This is a genomic window from Streptomyces canarius, assembly GCF_014650735.1.
Taxonomy (GTDB): domain Bacteria; phylum Actinomycetota; class Actinomycetes; order Streptomycetales; family Streptomycetaceae; genus Streptomyces; species Streptomyces olivaceoviridis.
In genome coordinates this window covers 34,254-51,971 of record NZ_BMVN01000034.1, presented here as the reverse complement: position 1 = coordinate 51,971, position 17,718 = coordinate 34,254, and the positions used below count along the sequence as shown (strand labels likewise).

At 69.4% G+C, this 17,718-nt stretch carries 16 protein-coding genes and 1 pseudogene; 8 read left to right on the top strand and 9 right to left on the bottom strand.

Annotation, left to right across the window (positions count from 1 at the left end):
- The first annotated feature begins 91 nt into the window (after positions 1–91).
- The gene (locus IE294_RS33975; RefSeq protein WP_373315893.1) at positions 92–688 is read left to right on the top strand and encodes a YceI family protein; all 597 of its coding nucleotides are present in this window, start codon (positions 92–94) and stop codon (positions 686–688) included.
- 121 nt (positions 689–809) lie between these two features.
- Here IE294_RS33975 and IE294_RS33970 read toward each other — a convergent pair whose 3' ends face one another.
- Both IE294_RS33970 and IE294_RS33965 read right to left on the bottom strand, forming a co-directional pair.
- Positions 810–1,076, bottom strand: coding sequence for a WhiB family transcriptional regulator (locus IE294_RS33970; protein ID WP_189892543.1), 267 nt, complete (start codon positions 1,074–1,076; stop codon positions 810–812).
- Between the two features lie 420 nt (positions 1,077–1,496).
- Entirely contained in the window at positions 1,497–2,360 is an 864-nt protein-coding gene (locus IE294_RS33965) for a sigma-70 family RNA polymerase sigma factor family protein (RefSeq protein ID WP_189892542.1), read from the bottom strand.
- A gap of 219 nt (positions 2,361–2,579) precedes the next feature.
- Here IE294_RS33965 and IE294_RS33960 point away from each other — a divergent pair, with 219 nt between their 5' ends.
- From IE294_RS33960 to IE294_RS33950, 3 genes are all read left to right on the top strand, one after another.
- Positions 2,580–3,014 carry a cupin domain-containing protein gene (locus IE294_RS33960; protein ID WP_189892540.1) on the top strand — a complete coding sequence of 145 codons (435 nt, stop codon included), beginning with the start codon at positions 2,580–2,582 and terminating at the stop codon, positions 3,012–3,014.
- A 206-nt stretch (positions 3,015–3,220) separates the two neighbouring features.
- Positions 3,221–3,475: a hypothetical protein gene (locus tag IE294_RS33955; RefSeq protein ID WP_059267085.1), complete on the top strand. Its 255-nt coding sequence runs from the start codon at positions 3,221–3,223 to the stop codon at positions 3,473–3,475.
- Positions 3,476–3,668: 193 nt separating this feature from the next.
- Entirely contained in the window at positions 3,669–4,190 is a 522-nt protein-coding gene (locus IE294_RS33950) for a hypothetical protein (RefSeq protein ID WP_189892538.1), read from the top strand.
- Between the two features lie 120 nt (positions 4,191–4,310).
- Here the strand turns inward: IE294_RS33950 and IE294_RS33945 are convergent, their stop codons facing one another.
- The 3 genes from IE294_RS33945 to IE294_RS33935 all read right to left on the bottom strand — a co-directional run bounded on the left by IE294_RS33945 (position 4,311) and on the right by IE294_RS33935 (position 6,761).
- Positions 4,311–5,660: an NAD(P)/FAD-dependent oxidoreductase gene (locus IE294_RS33945; RefSeq protein WP_189892536.1), complete on the bottom strand. Its 1,350-nt coding sequence runs from the start codon at positions 5,658–5,660 to the stop codon at positions 4,311–4,313.
- Between the two features lie 199 nt (positions 5,661–5,859).
- Positions 5,860–6,027 carry a hypothetical protein gene (locus tag IE294_RS33940; protein ID WP_189892534.1) on the bottom strand — a complete coding sequence of 56 codons (168 nt, stop codon included), beginning with the start codon at positions 6,025–6,027 and terminating at the stop codon, positions 5,860–5,862.
- On the bottom strand, positions 6,027–6,761 hold the full coding sequence (locus IE294_RS33935; RefSeq protein ID WP_189892532.1) for an alpha/beta fold hydrolase: 735 nt from the start codon (positions 6,759–6,761) through the stop codon (positions 6,027–6,029). The genes IE294_RS33940 and IE294_RS33935 overlap by 1 nt, the downstream gene beginning before the upstream one ends.
- 327 nt (positions 6,762–7,088) lie before the next feature.
- Between IE294_RS33935 and IE294_RS33930 the strand changes: the two genes are divergently transcribed.
- The 4 genes and pseudogenes from IE294_RS33930 (at position 7,089) to IE294_RS33915 (ending at position 11,688) form a co-directional block, all read left to right on the top strand.
- Positions 7,089–7,991: a sigma-70 family RNA polymerase sigma factor family protein gene (locus tag IE294_RS33930; protein WP_189892530.1), complete on the top strand. Its 903-nt coding sequence runs from the start codon at positions 7,089–7,091 to the stop codon at positions 7,989–7,991.
- A gap of 247 nt (positions 7,992–8,238) precedes the next feature.
- Positions 8,239–8,877: pseudogene (locus tag IE294_RS33925) on the top strand (sigma-70 family RNA polymerase sigma factor); the annotation flags it as partial.
- 973 nt (positions 8,878–9,850) lie between these two features.
- Positions 9,851–10,432, top strand: a complete 582-nt coding sequence (locus IE294_RS33920; RefSeq protein ID WP_189892527.1) for a hypothetical protein — start codon at positions 9,851–9,853, stop codon at positions 10,430–10,432.
- A 338-nt stretch (positions 10,433–10,770) separates the two neighbouring features.
- Positions 10,771–11,688: an alpha/beta fold hydrolase gene (locus IE294_RS33915; RefSeq protein WP_229917557.1), complete on the top strand. Its 918-nt coding sequence runs from the start codon at positions 10,771–10,773 to the stop codon at positions 11,686–11,688.
- A 585-nt stretch (positions 11,689–12,273) separates the two neighbouring features.
- On the opposite strand, the gene IE294_RS33910 is transcribed toward IE294_RS33915, so the two are convergent.
- The 4 genes from IE294_RS33910 to IE294_RS33895 all read right to left on the bottom strand — a co-directional run bounded on the left by IE294_RS33910 (position 12,274) and on the right by IE294_RS33895 (position 17,474).
- Positions 12,274–14,151, bottom strand: a complete 1,878-nt coding sequence (locus tag IE294_RS33910) for an ABC transporter permease (RefSeq protein WP_189892525.1) — start codon at positions 14,149–14,151, stop codon at positions 12,274–12,276.
- Positions 14,152–15,171: 1,020 nt separating this feature from the next.
- Positions 15,172–15,414 carry a prephenate dehydratase domain-containing protein gene (locus IE294_RS33905; RefSeq protein WP_229917555.1) on the bottom strand — a complete coding sequence of 81 codons (243 nt, stop codon included), beginning with the start codon at positions 15,412–15,414 and terminating at the stop codon, positions 15,172–15,174.
- A gap of 121 nt (positions 15,415–15,535) precedes the next feature.
- Positions 15,536–16,486, bottom strand: a complete 951-nt coding sequence (locus IE294_RS33900; protein WP_189892523.1) for a hypothetical protein — start codon at positions 16,484–16,486, stop codon at positions 15,536–15,538.
- A 10-nt stretch (positions 16,487–16,496) separates the two neighbouring features.
- Positions 16,497–17,474, bottom strand: coding sequence for an NAD(P)-dependent oxidoreductase (locus IE294_RS33895; RefSeq protein ID WP_189892521.1), 978 nt, complete (start codon positions 17,472–17,474; stop codon positions 16,497–16,499).
- Between the last annotated feature and the right edge of the window lie 244 nt (positions 17,475–17,718).

Below are 17,718 nucleotides of genomic sequence, written 5' to 3'. Positions count from 1 at the left end.
CCCTTCTTCGTGTCCGGCGCGGCAACGGCCGGGACGCCGACACATCTTGCAACCGACAGACAACCACCGCAGAGAAGGCCACCCAACCATGCTGACGCAACGCGATCAGGCCGTTCCTTCCCGCTCGGGTCCGTACCGGGGGGTGACCGGTGCCTACACCATCGACCCCGTCCACAGTTCGATCGGCTTCTCCGTCCGGCACGCCATGATCTCCAATGTCCGCGGGAGATTCGACCGTTTCGAGGGCCTTCTCATACTCGACGGCTCCGACCCCTCCCGTTCCGAGGCGTACGTGAGCGTCCAGACCGACAGTCTGGACACGGGAATCCAGGAGCGCGACGCCCATCTCCGGGGGCCCGACTTCTTCGACTCCGCGACGTTTCCCCTGATGACTTTCCGTTCCACCGGCATCGTCCCGCTCGACGACGACGAGTTCCGTCTCACAGGCGGTCTGCGCATCAAGGACATCGAGCTGCCGCTGGACATCGACGTCGTCTTCGGCGGAGCCCGCGAGGACGCCTACGGACAGCACCGGGTCGGCTTCGAGGGCACGGCCACGCTGCGGCGTTCGGACTGGGGGCTGGCCTGGAACACACCGTTGGCGACGGGGGGCGTCCTCGTCGGCGACAAGGTGACTCTGACGCTGGACGTCTCCGCGATACGGGTCGACCGGGACACGGTGGCCTGACCGGAGCGAGGGCGGGGCCGTACCCGTTCCGGAACCACCCCGCCCACCCCCTTCCCCGTCTGTGGTCTGCGGCTTCGGCTGCTTCCACGGCCACAGCCGGGTCCGCTCACTCGGCCTGCGCTCACGCGGCGGTTTCCGTCGCCCCCGGCGTACGCGCCGCGCGCCGGCGCATGGCGCGGCGCTCCCCTTCCGTCGTACCGCCCCAGATGCCCTCCACCGGATCGGCGTCGACGGCCCACGCCAAACACTGCTCCCGCACGGGGCAGCGACGGCAGACGGCCTTCGCCTCATCCGTCTGTATCGCCACCGGGCCACTGTTGATGTTGCCTATCGGGAAGAAGAGATCCGGGTCCTTGCCTTGGCAAAGCGCCCGTTCGCGCCAGTCCATGGAACACCTCCTGAGGTGAAGGACGGATACGGTCTCGGGGGGGGCGGCTCGTCATCAGGGAGTGCGAAGACGCGGGTGGGCAGTACACCACCGCTCGTCACTTGAAAGGACCGAGCGGTCGACGTGTGTGTGACATCGAAACGGTGCCGGGCGGTCGGTGTCTTTGAAGGCCGGCGAGTGATCCACCGGTGAATGCATGGCGCCCCGCCGAAGGCCGGCCTGAGCGAGGCCGTTGCCGTGTTCGCCGAGCTCCGGCATCCCGCCGGTATCACGGCGTTCCGTCCCGGAAGCCGGCGCCGCATGAGGTGCTCGCGCCGAACGCGGTCGGGCTGTCCGCGGCGAGGGCACCCGGGCTCGCCTCCCCGTCCTGGGCCGCGGCCGTCATGACCGTCGCGGTCACTCACCAGGTGACGCGACGCGTCATGGACGAGAGCGGTTCCAGGAGCGCAGTTTGTCGGGGTTGAGGACGACCCAGACCTGGACGACACGCGAGCCGGTGATGTCGAGGGTGATGACCGCGGCGACCTGGTCGTCGTAGCGGACGACGAGTCCGGTGCGTCCGTTGGCGGGGTGCGTGTGCAAGGTGGTGCGGGGGTGCCGGGCGAGCAAGGTCAGCAGACTCCGGGCGACGCGTCCGCTGCCGGTGACGGGCCGCGTCAGCGCGCGGACCTTGCCTCCGCCGTCGAAGAATGCGGTGGCGTCCGGGGTCAGCAGGGACGCCAGGCGGTCGGCGTCCCCGTCGGCGCACGCGTGCCGTACGGCATGGGCGATCTCGTCCTGCCGGCGTGGCGGTGTCGGCTGCGCGCGCCGGGCCCTCATGCTCCGGCGGGCCCGGTCTGCCGGCTCGGCGCATTCCGCCTCGGACCGTTCCACGATGCCCGCAACCGTGCCCGGCGCCACTCCGAACACGTCATTGACCACGAACGCGGCCCTCTCGACCGGTGGCAGCGTGTCCAGCGTTCGCAGCAACACCGCGCTGACCTCGCCCTCCAGACCGGAACCGTGCTGCTCCCTCCTCGGCACTGGGCCCTGGGCGTCTTCCCTGCGGCCGGGCAGGGCCAGCCGCACCAGGCAGATGTCACCGACGACCTGGGTCAGCCAGGCTCGTGGCGTCGTTATCCGCTCCCGCTGGTGATCGGAGAGCCCGTACCACCGCCGGTACGCCTCGTCGGTGACGCGCTCGGCAGCGAGACGACTGCCCAGCATCCAGTGAGCGACCTCCAGCAGATGCCTCCGCTCGTCGAGTAACTCCGTGATCGGCAGGGTGTCAACGACAGGCTCCATACCGCGTTCTCCTTCCGGACCGCCCTCGGCACCACCGCCGCTGCGGTGGCGTGTACATCTCGCGACTGCCTCATTGTGTCGCCGAAACACACTTTCATGGGACCCCGCTGTCGGTGTCATTTCCCACGGCAATACAGTGGGGCCTGTCGAACAGGCCGCTCCCGGGGTGCACTTACCCGGGCGGCCCCCTCACCTACCCACCTCCCGAAGGGGATCAGCATGCGCAAGGTGTTGCGTGCCGCGGCCATCGGTGCCGTGTCCGCAGGGCTCACGCTCGCTCCGAGTGTCGCCCAGGCGACGCCCGGCGGTCCCGGTGTCACCGGCAAGACACTGGCACACTGGACCACCAGTCGTTGGGACTACAGTCTCCGTGAGATCACCATTCCTCCCGGTCAGGGGACGGGCTGGCACTACCACGACGGCTACCTGTACGCCTATGTCAAGCAGGGAACACTGAGCCACTTCAATGCCACGTGCGCGTCGGACGGCGTGTACGAGAAGGGCGATTACCTGAAGGAACCGCCTGGCGCGGAGCACGTGCACATCGGCCAGAACCGCGGCGCGGTGAACGTCGTACTGGAGGTCCTCTACGTCCTTCCGCACGGCGCCCCCTTCGCCGAGGACGCCCCTGATCCCGGCTGCGAGCCGAAGTAACGAGGCGCACCGCTTCAGGGCTGTCACAGCTCCCGCCACTGCCTGGTCAATGCGGTGTCGACGGCTTGTAGCGGCAATCGCTCAAGCCGTGCGGCGATGAAAGAGGAGCATGGCAGGGACACACGTCGGCAGACGCGTTCGAGTGATCGCTGTTCGAGAGACGTCCGTGCCCAGGCTTCCGGCACAAGCTGAGGAAGGACGAGAGGATGCCCCGAAGCACTGACCGGCAGGCCGATCCCGCCGCCGCCACCGCGTCGCTGGCGGCGGAGGCGGCGCTGCTCGAGGGCCGGCTGCGCCTGCTCCGAGAGGCGATCGACACGGTGGACGCCCGCATCGACGTGGTCTCCGAGGCCCTCCGGCAACTACAGCATGCGGTGGCCTTGCCCGCCGAGGGCCGGAAGCACCCGGGGGAGACGGACGGCGCCAGGCTCGATCACTCGACGAGGCCCGACCGCCCCTGACAGATCGCGCGGGCGGACCCGGTGAAGCGCCGCATCAGTCGATGCGTGCTCTCCGGTGTCCGCCCGCTCCGTTCCCGACCCGTGGGGGCCGCTGCATATGATGTGCGGGTAGCATCCGACGGTGTTGGGCCGGCTGACGTCGCCGGCACATCGGCGGCCCCGCCGGAACAAGGGTTGAGGACGAGAGGAACACATGGGCCCCGTGACCCCCAAGGCTCGCAACATCGAGATCACCGCCGAGAGCCTCCGGGAGGACCTGGCCCGGCTGGAGGTTCAGAAACAGGCGCTGGAGCGGGAACTGTCCGCGGTCACCGCTCACCTCGACTCCGTGCAGCGAGCCCTCAGCGCCCTTCAGGCCCTGATGCCCTTGGCCGCTCCCTCAGCTGCGGCACCCGGGCCTGTGGATGTCCGGGCGACGGCGGAGCCGGCGCCCGCGGACACGACCGAGGACGCCGACACGAGCCGGGAGAAGCCCGACCACGCCGAGGCCGAGGCCGACGGCGAACCGAAGTACGGCAAGTTGACCGAACAGATCCTCAAGTACTTCGCCGAAGCCGCAGACACCGACGTCCGTGCCCGCGATGTCGCCGCCGCTCTGGGCCGTGACACCGACAGTGGCAGCATCAACGCCGTTCGGAGCACGCTCGACCGTCTGGTCGGCACCTCCCGCATTCGCCGTGTCGGCCGCGGTCTGTACCGCGCTGCCAAGCCCTGACCGGGGACGGAACGTCGCCGCGCCAGGTGACGGGTGCCGCTGTCACCGGAGGTGAGCACACCACCTCGGGCAACGGGTGCTCCCGGCGGGACACCCGTCACCCGGCACGTCACCGCCGGCCTAGCCGGTGACGACGTCCGTGGGCTCCTCGCTGCGCCGTGGGGCGCCGCGGGAGACGAAGGCGTCTCTCGGGTGCTGGACCGAGACGAGGGAGACGATGTCGCGGCCGTAGAAAGCGGCGGTGGCCCACACCGCGAAAACACGGACCTTGCGTTCCCAGCTGGGTACGGCCAGGACGTGGTAGCCGCGGTGCATCAGCCAGGCCGGGAAGCCCTTGATGACCAGGCGCCGGTACTGGAAGATGCCGCGGCCCAGCCCCAGCGTGGCCACCACGCCCAGACTGTGGTGCACGTAGTCCTTGGCCGGCCGGCCCCGAAGTGACGCCAGGATGTTCTTCGCCAGAAGCTTGCCCTGGCGGACGGCGTGCTGCGCGTTGGGCACCGTGCGTGCCCCCGGCCGCCCGGCGGCGAGGTCGGGCACGGAGGCGTCGTCGCCGGCCGCCCAGACATCCGCCACGACCTCGGTGTCCGTGCCGACCCGGAGATCCGCCCGCACCGTCAGCAGGCCCCGTTCGTCGACCGGAAGGTCGGTGTGGTTGTGCACGATCGGGTTGGAGGCGTTGCCCGCCGCCCACACGATCAGGCCCGAGTCGTACTCCTCCCCGTCGGACAGCACGACGTGCCCGCCCTCCGTGGAGACGAGCTGGGTGTTCAGATGCACCCTGCCACCCCGCTTCTCCAGCGAGCGCACCACCCACTCACCGGGCCGGTCGGTCACCTCGGGAAGGATCCGGCCCCGCGCCTCGACCAGGTGGAAGCCCAGTTCTCCCGCATCGATCTCCGGGTAGTGCTTCAGCAGGGCGGTCGCCAGGGCCAGCAGTTCGCCGAAGCCCTCCACCCCGGAGAATCCGCCGCCGACCACGGTGACGGTGAGCAGCTTGCGGCGCTCGGGACCGCGCGGAAGGGTCGCCGCACGGTCGAACGAGGTGAGCAGCCGGTCGCGGATCGCCACGGCCTCCTCGACGTGCTTCAGTCCGTACGCCTGGTCGCTCAGCCCCGGAATCGGGAAGGTGCGCGTGACGGCCCCCGCCGTCACCACCAGCACGTCGTAGGGGAGGTCGAAGTCCGGCCCGGTCTCCGGCCGGACCGTGACCGTGCGCGCGCTGTTGCGGATCTCGGCCACCGTGCCCGCGATCACACGGGTCCGATGCAGGTGCCGCCGCAGCGAGATCGCGGCATGCCGGGCCTCCACCGACCCGGCGACCACCTCGGGGAGGAACGGCTGGTACGTCATGTACGGGCGAGGGTCAACCACGGTGACGCGTGCCTCACCCCGTCGCAGCTTCTTCTCCAGGCCCCACGCGGTGTAGAAACCCGCGTAACCACCACCCACGATCACAATCTCACGCACGGTGTCCTCTGTTCCTCTCGGTTGCACCTATCAAGACCGGCCACAACCACGTGGTGTGACGTGACCGGGAGCGGAACCGGGAATTCCGTACGTGCGTGCACCTTCCTGCCACTCGGACCTTCACCGGCTCGGTACCGGCGGCGCCGACGATCGTCACGCGGGCCGCCGGTACGGTGTCGCGTCCGTGCGGGTGGCAGAGTCACACCTTGCTGCCGCCGAACCTGATCGCGATCCAGTCGCCCTTCGTCCCCGCGACCACGAACCGATGCCCGGTGTGGGCCGTGGTGCCCCAGTCGCCGGTGCGGCGGACGGCGGTCGCGAACGGGTGAAGCGCCCGCCGTTCCGTCGGTGCGACCGGCGCGTTCATCACGCGTTGGCGTTCCGGCTCCAGTGCGCCTCCAGGATCTCGGCCACCTCTGCGGGCCGCTGGAGCAGGGGCCAGTGATTGCAGTCCATCTCGATCACCTCGGACGCGTGCAGGGAGGCGCCGAGCTTGCGCCCGAACTCGATCTGACAGGCGGGGTCGAGCGCTCCCCAGAAGACCAGGCACGGCGCCGACACCGCGGACAGACCCGGCTCCCACTCCGCCCCCACCGTCACAGCCGACCGGTACAGCCTGAGGATGGCATCCTTCATCGGACCGTCCACGTGGCTCACCATCTCCCGGGCCAGGTCGATGGGTACGTCGAAGCCGGTCGCCAGGTCGTCGGCGAACTGTTCCGTTTGCAGTTCCTCCATGAAGCGGTCACCTTCGACCTGGTCCTGCCAGATCTTGGCCAACGGGTGCCACACGTATGCGGAGTTGATCGGCCCGTTGCCCCCGGCCCAGGTACGGACCAGATCGGGGCGCAGATAGGCGACGCGGGCGGTGAAAATGCATCCCCAGTCGTGACCGACCAGGTCGACCGGCTCACCGACCCGCTCCAGCCGTTCGATGAGCCAGTCCACGTACTCCTCCTTCGTGGATCCGAAGCCGGCCGGGCGCGCCGTGCCGAAGCCGGGCAGGTCCCAGGCTTCCACGTCGGTCCGGGTCAGGTGCCGCCGCACGCCGTCCCATACCCGGTGGGTATCGGGAACGCCGTGAATCAGGATGGCAGGCATGGAAGGGTCCCTTCGTCAGCGGGCGGCGCCTCGCGATCGGTGTCGGGGGAGCATCCTGTCACACTGTTGTGTCCGCGGAATTGCCGAGCCTCGCTCATCGTCACACGTCGGCGCGGCGAGGTGGAACTCCGTCGGATCGGGTGACGGGGGCGTCCTGATGTCACATGATCCGTGCCTGTCCGGTCTGCACTGCGGAGGGCACCGAAGACGGGCCCGTCGGCCGAGGGCGTCCCGGGACCGGGTGCTCCGTCAGCCGACCGTCACGGACGTCGATCCAGCCGATCTCGGCGATGGTGACGCGGTGCCGCGTGAGAAGGAGGATGCCGTATGGACCAGGCCGGTGACGCGGTGCCGATCGCGGATCTGCTCGACGAACGACGGCATCTGCTCAATGTCGCCTACTGGATGCTGGGCACAGGCCCCGGGGCCGAAGACGCCGTCACCGAGACCTACCGACAGTGGTACGACCTGTCGGATCTCCAGAAAGCACGTATCACCGACCCGGGTGCCTGGCTGACCGAAACCACGGGCTCCATCTGTCTGGCACGTCTCATCCTGCCCGAGCGACGATCCACAGGTCCGGGCGGGAACGACGGCGATACGGCGCCGGGACTCCACCGGGCCCTGGAGGAGGAGATCAGCGGCGCCCTGCTCGACGCCCTGGACGCTCTGTCCCCCGCTGAACGAGCGGCTTTCGTCCTCAACGACGTCTTCGCCATGCCACCACGATCGGTCGCCGGCATCGTGGGACGGACGCCGCTCGAATGCGCCGAACTCGCCGACCGTGCCCGCCGGAGCCTGCGTACCAGCCGCTCACACCCCACCACACAACAGCAGCACGACAGGATCGTCCGCGCGGTCCGGCGAGCCTGCACCACAGCCGACGCCACCCATCTGGCATCCCTGCTGGCACCCGATGCCACCGCGTTCTTCGACGGCGGCGGCAAGGTCCGTGCCCTCACCCGGCCGGTGCACGGCAATCAGCACGTCGCCCGCACCCTCCTCACCCTCCTGACCCCCCGACCGCACACCACCCTGCACCTCAGTCCGGCCAACGGCCGTACCGCAATCGTCGTGCGCCACATCGACCAGGTGGCCGCCGTCATCAGCTTCGACATCGCCGGCCACCACATCATCCAGGTCTGGGCCGTCCTCAACCCCGACAAACTACGCGCGTGGAACCGCCCCCACACCCCCGGCGCCCCCACATCCACAGCGCTCGAAGACTGAGACACCTCCACACCGTGCGTCCGGGTCAGGCCGAGCGCACAACAACTCTTTCGCTGCTCACAACAACTGGTCACGACAGACCTGTAACGGATCGAGGATGGCCCTGGTCTATGAAGCAGACACAGTTGGAATCAATGTGACTTGTTGTGGCGCGTCCAGGAGTCGGCCAACGGGCGGACCGTAACGCGCCAGCCGTACGAGCGCGCCCGCCGGCAGTACCGTCCGCGGGGAACGGAGACAGAAGAACATGCATCGTGAGACGCCCTCCGTGGGAAGCAACCTGGAAGAGGCCGTATCTGTCTTCGTGGAGCTCCGCCCACGTCTGTTCGGAATCGCGTACCGCGTTCTGGGTAGTGCGGTGGAGGCCGAGGACGTGGTTCAGGACGTATGGGTGCGCTGGCAGAGAACGGACCGCTCGGTGGTGGTGAACCCCATGGCGTTCCTGTCGAGCGCGACGACCCGGCTGGCCATCAACGTGGCCCAGTCCGCCCGGGTGCGCCGCGAAACCTACATCGGCCCCTGGTTGCCCGAGCCCGTCGACACGAGCAGCGATCCGGAGATCGGCGCGCAGCGGGCCGAGGCACTGGAGCTGGCCCTGCTCCTCCTCCTGGAGAGGCTGAACCCGATCGAGCGGGCCGCCTACGTACTGCGGGAGGCGTTCGACTACGGCTACGCCGAGATCGCCGACATACTGGGGCTGACCCTTGTCAACGCGCGGAAGATCGTGAGCCGGGCCCGCAAGCACCTGTCGGCCGAACATCGGGAGTCCGTGGATACGGCCGAACACCGACGGCTGGTCGATGCCTTCGTCTCGGCGGCGCGGACCGGGGACGTCGCCTCGCTGGAGGCCGTCCTGGCCCCGGACGGCGTCCGTCAGCCCGGTGGCAAGTCCTCCGGTCCCACTCGCCGTCGACAGGGCAGGACGCTGGGCGCCCTGCTGCCTGTTCCGGCGTTCGGGGCACTGCTCGAAGTGGGTTGACCTGTAGTGACGACTGCGCTCGGACGTTCCCGGGCGGACTGACGAGCAAGATCCACACTGCCGTCGGGCAGGGGCACAAGTCCTTGTCCGTGGTGATCCCGGCCGGGCAGCGGGGTGACTCGCCGCCGACGAGGACCCCGACTCTCGCAGCAACCGGTGCTATGCGGGCTGACGCGGGATCAAGGCCATCCTCCCGGTTCCGGCAGGCCGAGTGCGCGACCGCCTCGGACTCGGTTCGCACGGTGGCCGGCCGCATTCCTCCGACCAACACGACCACAACCAGCGGCACGCGGTCGAGTGCAAGATCAACCGACTCAAGCGCCACCGGGCCGTCACCCCCCCTATGGGGCGACCGTGCCGGACGCAGCCACAACGAGTGGCTGCGTCCAGCACTTTCACCACATGCCTCGCACTTGTCACAGCTGCGCCGGCTGCTCGGCCACGGCGGGTGGTGGACCCGGTGACACCGCTCGGGTCCCACCCGGCCGCACGTGCGCGATGCGCCACCGCGTCGACGGTGCCCGGCCGCGACCGCCCGAGGTCCGTGCGCGCTCCGCCGGTCTTGCGACCCGCCAGTGCAGCGGGTGCCCCGAGCGGGACGGGCGTGTCGTCTCGCCCCTGACCCCCGCTGGAATCCCGTCGGGATACGGACCCGTCGTTGCGTTTCGAGCGGGCGAGTGGCAACAATTGATGGACAAGCATTCATCGAAGTATCACTGCATCTTCTCCCCTGTGACAACACAGGTATCCCGGATGCGGATGCATCGGCAGATCGTTTTCCGCATAGGATGCACCGAAGCGCCCATCCCGGCGTCCGCGTCGAGCGTCACTCCAGGTGAACGGAGTCGGGCACGGTAAAAGCTGAGGATGAGAGGAAGACATGACCCCGGCAACTGGCGCGGCGCGCAACATCGAGGTCACCGCTGAGGGGCTGCGGGAGGATCTGGCCCGTCTGCGGCTCCAGAAGCAGGCGCTGGAGAGGGAACTGGCAGCCGTCATGGCCCATCTGGACACCCTCCAGCAGGCCTTGGGCGCGCTCCAGGTCCTGATGGCGGATCCGACGGGTGGCACGCCGGTTCCCGTGGACACCGTCGATGCGGGCCCACGTCGCGCCCCGGGGCCCGGACGGGTGCACACGGACGTTCCGCCGGCCCGACGTCCCGCGGCCGCAGCGATCACCCGGGCCTCGGGGCAGCCCGGGAACCGGCGGGGACCGGGCATGCGGGCGCCCCGTGCCGAGGCCGAGGGGGAACGCACGTACGGAAAGCTCACCGAGCAGATCCTGGAGTACCTCTCACTGGCCGGCGACGTCGACGTACGCGCCCGGGACGTAGCGGCGGCACTCGGCCGCGACACCGACAATGGAAGCATCAACGCGGTGCGCAGCACACTCGACCGTCTCGTCGGTGCGTCACGAGTCCGGCGGACCGGCCGTGGTCTCTACCGTGCCGAGCGTTCCTGACCAAGTTCGCGGTGACGACCGTGAATGGCCCCGGACGCCGTCTGCGGGGGATCGATGACGTCCGGGGCACTGCACCCGCTCGGCTCGTGCAGCGGGTGTGGAAGCGCCCATGACGCTTGTGCGGGGGTTGCCACCCTGCGTCTGGAACACTGTGAATCAGTGTATCGCACGCTCACAGTGCTGAAGGCCGACAGTAGTGGTGTGCGGCCGAGTCCTGGAGCAACCGCGCCACACCGGACCGTTCCGGCGATGCCCGACTGGGCGGCCCGATAACAGTGTGATGACATGTTGCGTTTTTTATTGGAGGGCGCCACCCCCCCAATGGATCATCGGAAGACGTGAAGCACTCGTCATCGCCGCTGTCCCCCGGCACCCACACGATCACCGTCCCTCACGACACCGCCCACGTCGAACAGCGCTACCACGTCGCCGGTTCGGGCCCTGTATGCATCGCCCACTCGGGCGGACCCGGCATCGGCTGGGAATACCTGCGCATGCCCGCGCTCGAACGCAGCCTCACCATGGTGTACATCGAGCCGGTCGGTACGGGGGCGTCCGGACGACTCCCCGATCCGCAGGACTACTCCGTGACCACGTACGCGCGTCTCCTGCACCATGTGGTCGAACACCTGGCAGTGCCCGAGGTCATCCTGCTCGGCCACTCCCATGGTGGTTTCGTCGCCCAGCAGTACGCCCTCGACCACCCGGAGCGCCTCGCTGCCCTGGTCCTGTACGACACGTCGCCGGTGGCGGACGAGCAGTTCTGGTCGGCGGCGGTCGCCGCCATGCAGCGCTTCGTGGACCGTCACGTCGACGACCATCCGGAGGTGGCCGGTTACGTCGCTGCCCTCACGGCCCGCCTGGACCTGCTCGACGACGACGGCACCACCGCCATCCTCCGCAAGATCATGCCCGCCTATCTCTTCGACTACTGGGGCAGGGAGGAGGAGTTCGCCCCCGCCCGCCAGTCGCTCCGGATGTATGCCGCCCCTACCGGGGGCCAGGGCACTCCGTTCGACGTCCGGGACGCCCTGCCCGGTATCACCACACCGGCACTCGTCCTGGCCGGCAGGCAGGACTTCATCTGCGGACCGCGATGGGCCCGCCTCCTGCACGAGGCCCTGCCCGCCGCCGAGTTGTCGATCCTCGACGACACGGGGCACCTCGGGCACATCGAACGGCCCGCACAGTTCGGCGCTGCGGTCCTCGCCTTCCTCCGCGGTCAGGGTGTGCTGGGGAGCCGGCAGACCCCATAGTCGTTCCGCCGGACGACAGTGTGGAAACGGCCGCAGGATGGCCGCGGTGCGCCTCCACACCACGTGCGATGCATGGCGCCGGCATCGACGGCGCGGGCGGAGGCGCGATGCCGTCCGGCAGCACGGCGTAGGCGGTCTCGGTGCGGCCGGCGCCGGGAGCCGAGCGGATCCGTGACGTCGCCGGCCAGGTCGGTACCGTAGGCGGTCCGCGTCGGCCGGGTCTGAGATCCCCGCGAGCGACGCCCCATGGGCAGCGCGAGCGGGGTGACGCGGGCGGCGACGGTGCCGTCCGCCGGCCCCGAGCCGACCAGCTTCCGGCGCAGCCCCGTCGAGAGGGGTCCCGCGCCTCTCGCGGGCTGTACCTGGAGATCCCCGCCCACTCGGCGCGGGGATCGGCGCTGCCGCCGGGCAGGCCGGGAGAAGCCCGGCCTCCCGGGTCCAGCGTTCCGGAGCCGGGTCGCATGCGCCAGCTCCTTCGCGATGGACCGCGGTCTTCGGCGCGCTGCTCAGAGCTTCGCTCCGTGGCCCGCCATCTGGCCCCGTGACCGAGCACGTCCCGGAACCGTCGCTTACCGGATGTCGGCATCACTCGTGGCGAATGGCCTCCACCCGGGTGACCCGCCGCAAGGTCGGCAGTGTCAGCACGGTCACCAACAGGACCGCTCCCGCGCCGATTCCGGTCATCGCCAGCATGCTGATCCAGTCGAATACCGCCGCACGGCCGATGAGGTGGAGGAGGGTGCCACCGAGCACGGTTCCGACCAGTCCCGCCACCAGCATTCCGATCGCCACGGGCAGCGCGGTCTGCCACAACACCGAGCCGCTGAGGGTTCGCCGCCGGACACCGACGGCGACGAGCATGGCCATGACGCGTTTTTGGTCCCTCAGCTGTTCGACGGCGCCGATCAGCATGCTTGTGGCGATCAGGAGCAGGACGACGGCAACGCCTGCCAGCAAGGCGCGACTGATGCTGCTCAGGGCCGTATCTTCCCTGCGGTCCCCCGGGAAGTCGACCTGGGACCGGGGGGTCAACCGGGCCGCGGCCGTGCGGATGTGGTCCCGGACGTCTTCTCGGGAAGTCCGGTACGCGAGGCTCACGGCAGGGGTTGCGTGTGCGATCGCGGTCACGCCGGCGGCTCCGGGAGTGGCGAGCAGCATGGTCTCGGGAAAGGCGCCTTGAGGGTTCGCCTGCCTGGCGCGGGCCGTGGCAGTGATCCGGGGCACCCGCCAGGCCGGGCCACTCATGCCCATGCGCATCCTCGTGCCCGTCTCCCACCCGGTCATGTCGTGCGTGCTCCCGTTGCGGGGGGCGACCAGGAAGGCGTCGCCGTCCGAGCACGTGGGCACGGAGGCGAGGAGACGAAGTACCGCGCAGTCGGCGATGCGTACGGTCTGCGGGATGCCGTAGGGGCCCTCACTCACCTGCAATTCGCTGAAGCCGACGGCCCGTGTCACTCCTGGGGTCCGGGCAAGGAGGGACGCGTACGGCTTCTCACCGTCGGCTCCGGCCAGCCGGACCACGCCGACCTGCGTGTCCGGCGCCGACCGCCCCCGTGTCGTGGACGGGTGGTTACCCGTATGGCTGTGGGCGATACCGGTGAAAAGGGTCTGCAACGCGATGGCCCCGGCGACGGCGACCACGATGCCGTTGACCGGTCGGGTGGACGCTTCGCTGTGCGACCGCAGCCTGCGCATCGCGAGCTGCCAGGAAAGAGGGCCCGCCCCGCCGGCCCGTTCGGTGAACCGCTCCAGGAGCCAAGGCACGACAGCGGTCACGCCCACGAGCAGCCCGAGCACACCGGCGACCACCGAAACGACACCTGCGGTGCTCTGCACCTGCGATGCGTCCCGGACGGACGTCCGCAGGAGCAAGAGGCCGAACAGGGGCAGGGCGACGCGCCACCACAGTCGCCGCTTGGCGCGGACGGACCTGCGCACCACTTCCAGCGGTTCGGCGACCACCTTGTTCATCGCCAGATGAGCGCTGATCAGGGAGAGACAGGGCACGGCAACGACCACCACGGCCGCCAGGGACGGCTCGGGGGTCAGGTCCTGTGGGAAGACACTGAGTCCCTGGACATCGACCAGTTCGACGCACCGGCGTCCCACCGCGAACAGCGCCGCGCCCACAACGACGCCGATGAGGGAGCTGACCAGTGCCTCGCCGGCGGCGATGCGGGCCGTCATGCCGCGGTCCGCGCCGATCAGCCGCAGAGCTGCCAGCCGCCTGTCGCGGTGTTCACCGCCGAACCTGGTGGCCGCGGCGATGAACACGACGACCGGGGTGAGCAGTACCACGATGCCGACGGCGGTGAGCAGGAGGAGATCGGGAGCCAGGGGCTTGACCGCATAGACCTTGCCGAAGTGGTCGAGCCGCCGTGCGCCCGCTACGCCGCTCTCCATGTGCTCACCGCCGAGGAAGTAAACGTACTCGCCGGGGCCGAGCAGACCCGAGTCGTCCACCTTTCCTGCGACCGGGTGGTCGAGGCGGGCACGCAACAGTCCGTTCCCAGGCTCCGCGAGCAGTCGTGCGAGAGCCGGTGACACGACCATTTCGCCTGGCCGTGGATACCTGTCAAGTCCGGGCGGCAAAGGGGCGTCGGGCCCCTCGGGTTCCACGAGCCGACCGCGGATCACAACATCGCGGAACACAGTGTCGATGTCGCTCACCAGTACGGTGCGGCGGGAAGCCGGTACGACCCGGTCGTCCAGGTCGACGTCGATGCGTCCGTGGATGCGCGCGTCGCGATGATGCCGTGCCGTGGGCACCGATGCCGCGAGAAGCACCACGGCGACACCGATTCCGATTCCCGCGGCCATCAAGATGGTTCGTACCGCGCTGACCCGGCCGCCGGTCAGGGCGAGTCTCGCTCCCAGGGCGACTGCGCGGAATCCGCCGAGGCGCTTACGGCGTTTCGGGGCCATGGCCGGGAAGCTACCGGGCTGATCTTGCCGACGTGGGCTCACTGGCTTCCTCTCATGCTGCGAGCAGAGCTGTGCCCGGCCCGACGGGAGGGAGCAGGCTGGGACCGGGACCGGGGCGAAACTGCGGAAGCGGCGTACATGGGTGTGGCCGCCTACCGCGTACACGACGCACGGCACGGCAGCCGTGAACGGGGATACCTCCGGACGCCGGAACGACTATACACAGCGTGTGTAGTGGGCCGGGTGGTTACCGCGGCATACCCGGTGCCGCCGAGCCGCGAAGGGTGCGGCGGCACCGGTGAGGACCGCTGCCAGGTCGGTGGCAGCGACGGCCTGAGGCGCGTGTCGGAAGGGCACGATTCCCTGTTGGACCGGCCTTCCCGTGGCGGTCGTCGCGTAACAGGTCGTGAACCTGCCGGGTGGTGCCGTCTACGCCCCCGCCTGCCGAGCCTCCCACCGGTTCCAGCTCTTCAGCCGGTAAGGACGCGCCGGTACACGCCCAGGGCGCGTACCTCGGAGGGCAGGAACCGCGGCTCGTCCAAGGCAAGGGCGACATGGTCAGCGTCGGCCTCCCGGTCTGCGGGGCCGGAGCGGCCTCCCGGGACAGCACGACGAACCGCAGTACTCGACCTGGTTCAGGGTGCCGCCCGCCACGCCCATGAGGTCGAAGCGGATGGGCAGGAAGTATTCGGCGACGCTGTGCAGGTCCGAGTCCGGCAGCAGGTGGTGCACGTCGGCGACGCGCCCCGGCGCGGAGTTGTCCACCGGGATCACTGCTACGTCGGCGTCGCCCAGGATCACGGCGTCCAGGGCTTGACTGAAGCTGGTTCAGGGCAGTTCGCGCCTGCCGGGTACAGGGCGTTCGCGGCGGACGCCGAGTTGGAACCAGGTTCGTCCTGGTATGCGACAGCTGTCACGTTCTTCAGCCCTTCCTGAGGGGCGTGCTGGCGGCAGGCGGCAGAATCTCCGCTGCGAATCGCGCCTGCTGGAGTATGGGGGAACTGGTCTCGATGATGCTCACCAGGTCGTGCCGGTCGCCCACCGTGTCCACGGACAGGATCTGCTGGTAGACCTCGGTGAGCACGTACTGGACGACGGTGGCCACCTGCCGGACCTGCTGCGCGAGCCGCACCTTGAGGACCTGCGGCAGAACGTGCCGCGCGGTGGGAAGTCCGTGCACGGTGGCCGCCAGACTCAGCCGCTCGTCGTGCAGCACGGCCGCCAGCTCGGCGGCCTGCCCGGCGGGCGCCGCCGGAGGGTGCGGCGGTGTCGGGCCCGGCGTGCTGCCCGCCAGCGCGTCTGTCATCCGACGGACCGCTCCCAGCGCCAGGGCGGCGATCGCGGTCCAGTGGAAGGCGGCATCGCTCGCGTACAACGGCTTGCCCGTCGTGTACGTGGAGAAGCCGACCGGCACATACACATCGACCGCTGCGTACACGTCCGCCGGCCGGGACACCGGCCCGGACGCCGGGCGGCTGTCTCCCGTACTGCTGGGGAGTCCGCCCGTCGTGAGGAGGTTCTTGGCGGGCACCACGAACAGATCGGGGCCGTTCTGCTCGGCGTCCGTGCCGGCGGAGGACCTACGGCCGCCGGCGAGTGGCAGTGCCACCCACGGCATCGCTTCCGCGGCGGAGGGCAGCCGCCAGTGCCCCGAGAGGGTGTAGCCCCCGGAAACCGGCCGAGCGGCTGGTGTACCGGTCCAGTCGGTGCCGGGGACTCCGGTGGGCAGCTGTGCGGCCCAGTTCCACGTACTGGTCAAGGCCCGCCAGGCTCCAGCGGGGTCGTCATGGCCGTACTTCTCGAAGGCGGAGAGCACCCCTACAAGGGTGGAATCGGGTCCCACGGCCTTCATCTGATCGTCGTGCGTGGACATCGACATGTGTTCAGGCCGCCTGTTCGTCGACTTGGGCTCCGGTTGTCGTCAGGACGATGTTGTGCAACTCCTGGCCACGCTGGTAACGGCCCAACTGCTGCGACAGGAAGTCCTTGCTCATGGCCTGGAACGCGTCCGTGAACGCGGCCACATGGGGAGTGATCAGCACGCCGGGTAGGTGCCACAAGGGGTGATCGGCCGGCAGGGGTTCCGGATCCGTGACGTCGAGCGCGGCCCGCAGCCGCCCCGCCCGCACCCTGCGGACCAGGGCGTCGGTGTCGACCAGTTCGCCGCGCGCGATGTTCACGAGCATCGCATTGTCCCGCAACAGCGCCAATGTATCCGCGCCGAACATGCCGCGCGTCCGGTCAGTCAGGGGCGCGCACAGCACGACCGCGTCCACCGTGGGCAGCAGCGTGGGCAGCTCCGCCGCCCCGTGCACGTGCCCCGCCCGGGACATACGCGCCGTGCGGGCCACGAGGACCACCTCGCACCGGAACGTGCTCAGCCGGGCCGCGACCGCCGCGCCGACAGCCCCGTGGCCGACGACCAGGACGCGTTTGCCGACCAGTGTGGTCCGGAACTCGGGCTGCCATCTGCCCTCGTCCTGTCGCGCCCTGAAGTCGTCGAGTCCCCGGCACAGAGAGAGCAGCAGGGTCACCGCCAGCTCGGCTGTGGCCTCGCGGTGCACACCGCGGCCGGTCGCAAGCCGCATGCCGGGGGGCACGCCGTCCAGCAGCGGCATGACGTACTCGTAGCCGGAGCTGAGGAGTTGGAGTACCTCAAGGTTGTGCATGCGCGGCAGAACCGAGCGCAGTATGCGGTCGGCGCCCGGCGACGGTGGGCCGACCAGGAAATGCACATCGTCCGGATCGCCGGGTAGTGCGGTCGAGCCGTCCCAGAAGACGTATCGCAACCCGTCCGTCAGGTCGGGGATCTCGTGTGGGGGGTACGGGAGCCAGACGGTCTTGGCGTCGCCGTCCTTCATGGTAGATCAACTTCTTCCAGCTTCGGTGCCGCGTGGACCGACACGGACACACATAGTGGTCCACGCGGATTTTGGTTGCCTCCATGAAGTTTCATGCACTCGTGGGACGAGACGTGTCAGTCGATGTGAAGGTTTGATGTGAAGCTCACCACTCGAACCGCTGCGTCGTCGCGGAGTGGGCCAATCCGGGCAATGCATCGGGGCCTGCTCAACACGGGGCACACCACGTTCGGCGCAGGTAGGG

Coding starts and splice junctions, on each gene's coding strand:
- IE294_RS33965 (WP_189892542.1), bottom strand. CDS start 2,360: ATGGAGCCTGTCGTTGACACCCTGCCGATCACGGAGTTACTCGACGAG.
- IE294_RS33895 (WP_189892521.1), bottom strand. CDS start 17,474: ATGAAGGACGGCGACGCCAAGACCGTCTGGCTCCCGTACCCCCCACAC.
- IE294_RS33970 (WP_189892543.1), bottom strand. CDS start 1,076: ATGGACTGGCGCGAACGGGCGCTTTGCCAAGGCAAGGACCCGGATCTC.
- IE294_RS33955 (WP_059267085.1), top strand. CDS start 3,221: ATGCCCCGAAGCACTGACCGGCAGGCCGATCCCGCCGCCGCCACCGCG.
- IE294_RS33935 (WP_189892532.1), bottom strand. CDS start 6,761: ATGCCTGCCATCCTGATTCACGGCGTTCCCGATACCCACCGGGTATGG.
- IE294_RS33960 (WP_189892540.1), top strand. CDS start 2,580: ATGCGCAAGGTGTTGCGTGCCGCGGCCATCGGTGCCGTGTCCGCAGGG.
- IE294_RS33900 (WP_189892523.1), bottom strand. CDS start 16,486: ATGTCCACGCACGACGATCAGATGAAGGCCGTGGGACCCGATTCCACC.
- IE294_RS33950 (WP_189892538.1), top strand. CDS start 3,669: ATGGGCCCCGTGACCCCCAAGGCTCGCAACATCGAGATCACCGCCGAG.
- IE294_RS33940 (WP_189892534.1), bottom strand. CDS start 6,027: ATGAACGCGCCGGTCGCACCGACGGAACGGCGGGCGCTTCACCCGTTC.
- IE294_RS33920 (WP_189892527.1), top strand. CDS start 9,851: ATGACCCCGGCAACTGGCGCGGCGCGCAACATCGAGGTCACCGCTGAG.
- IE294_RS33930 (WP_189892530.1), top strand. CDS start 7,089: ATGGACCAGGCCGGTGACGCGGTGCCGATCGCGGATCTGCTCGACGAA.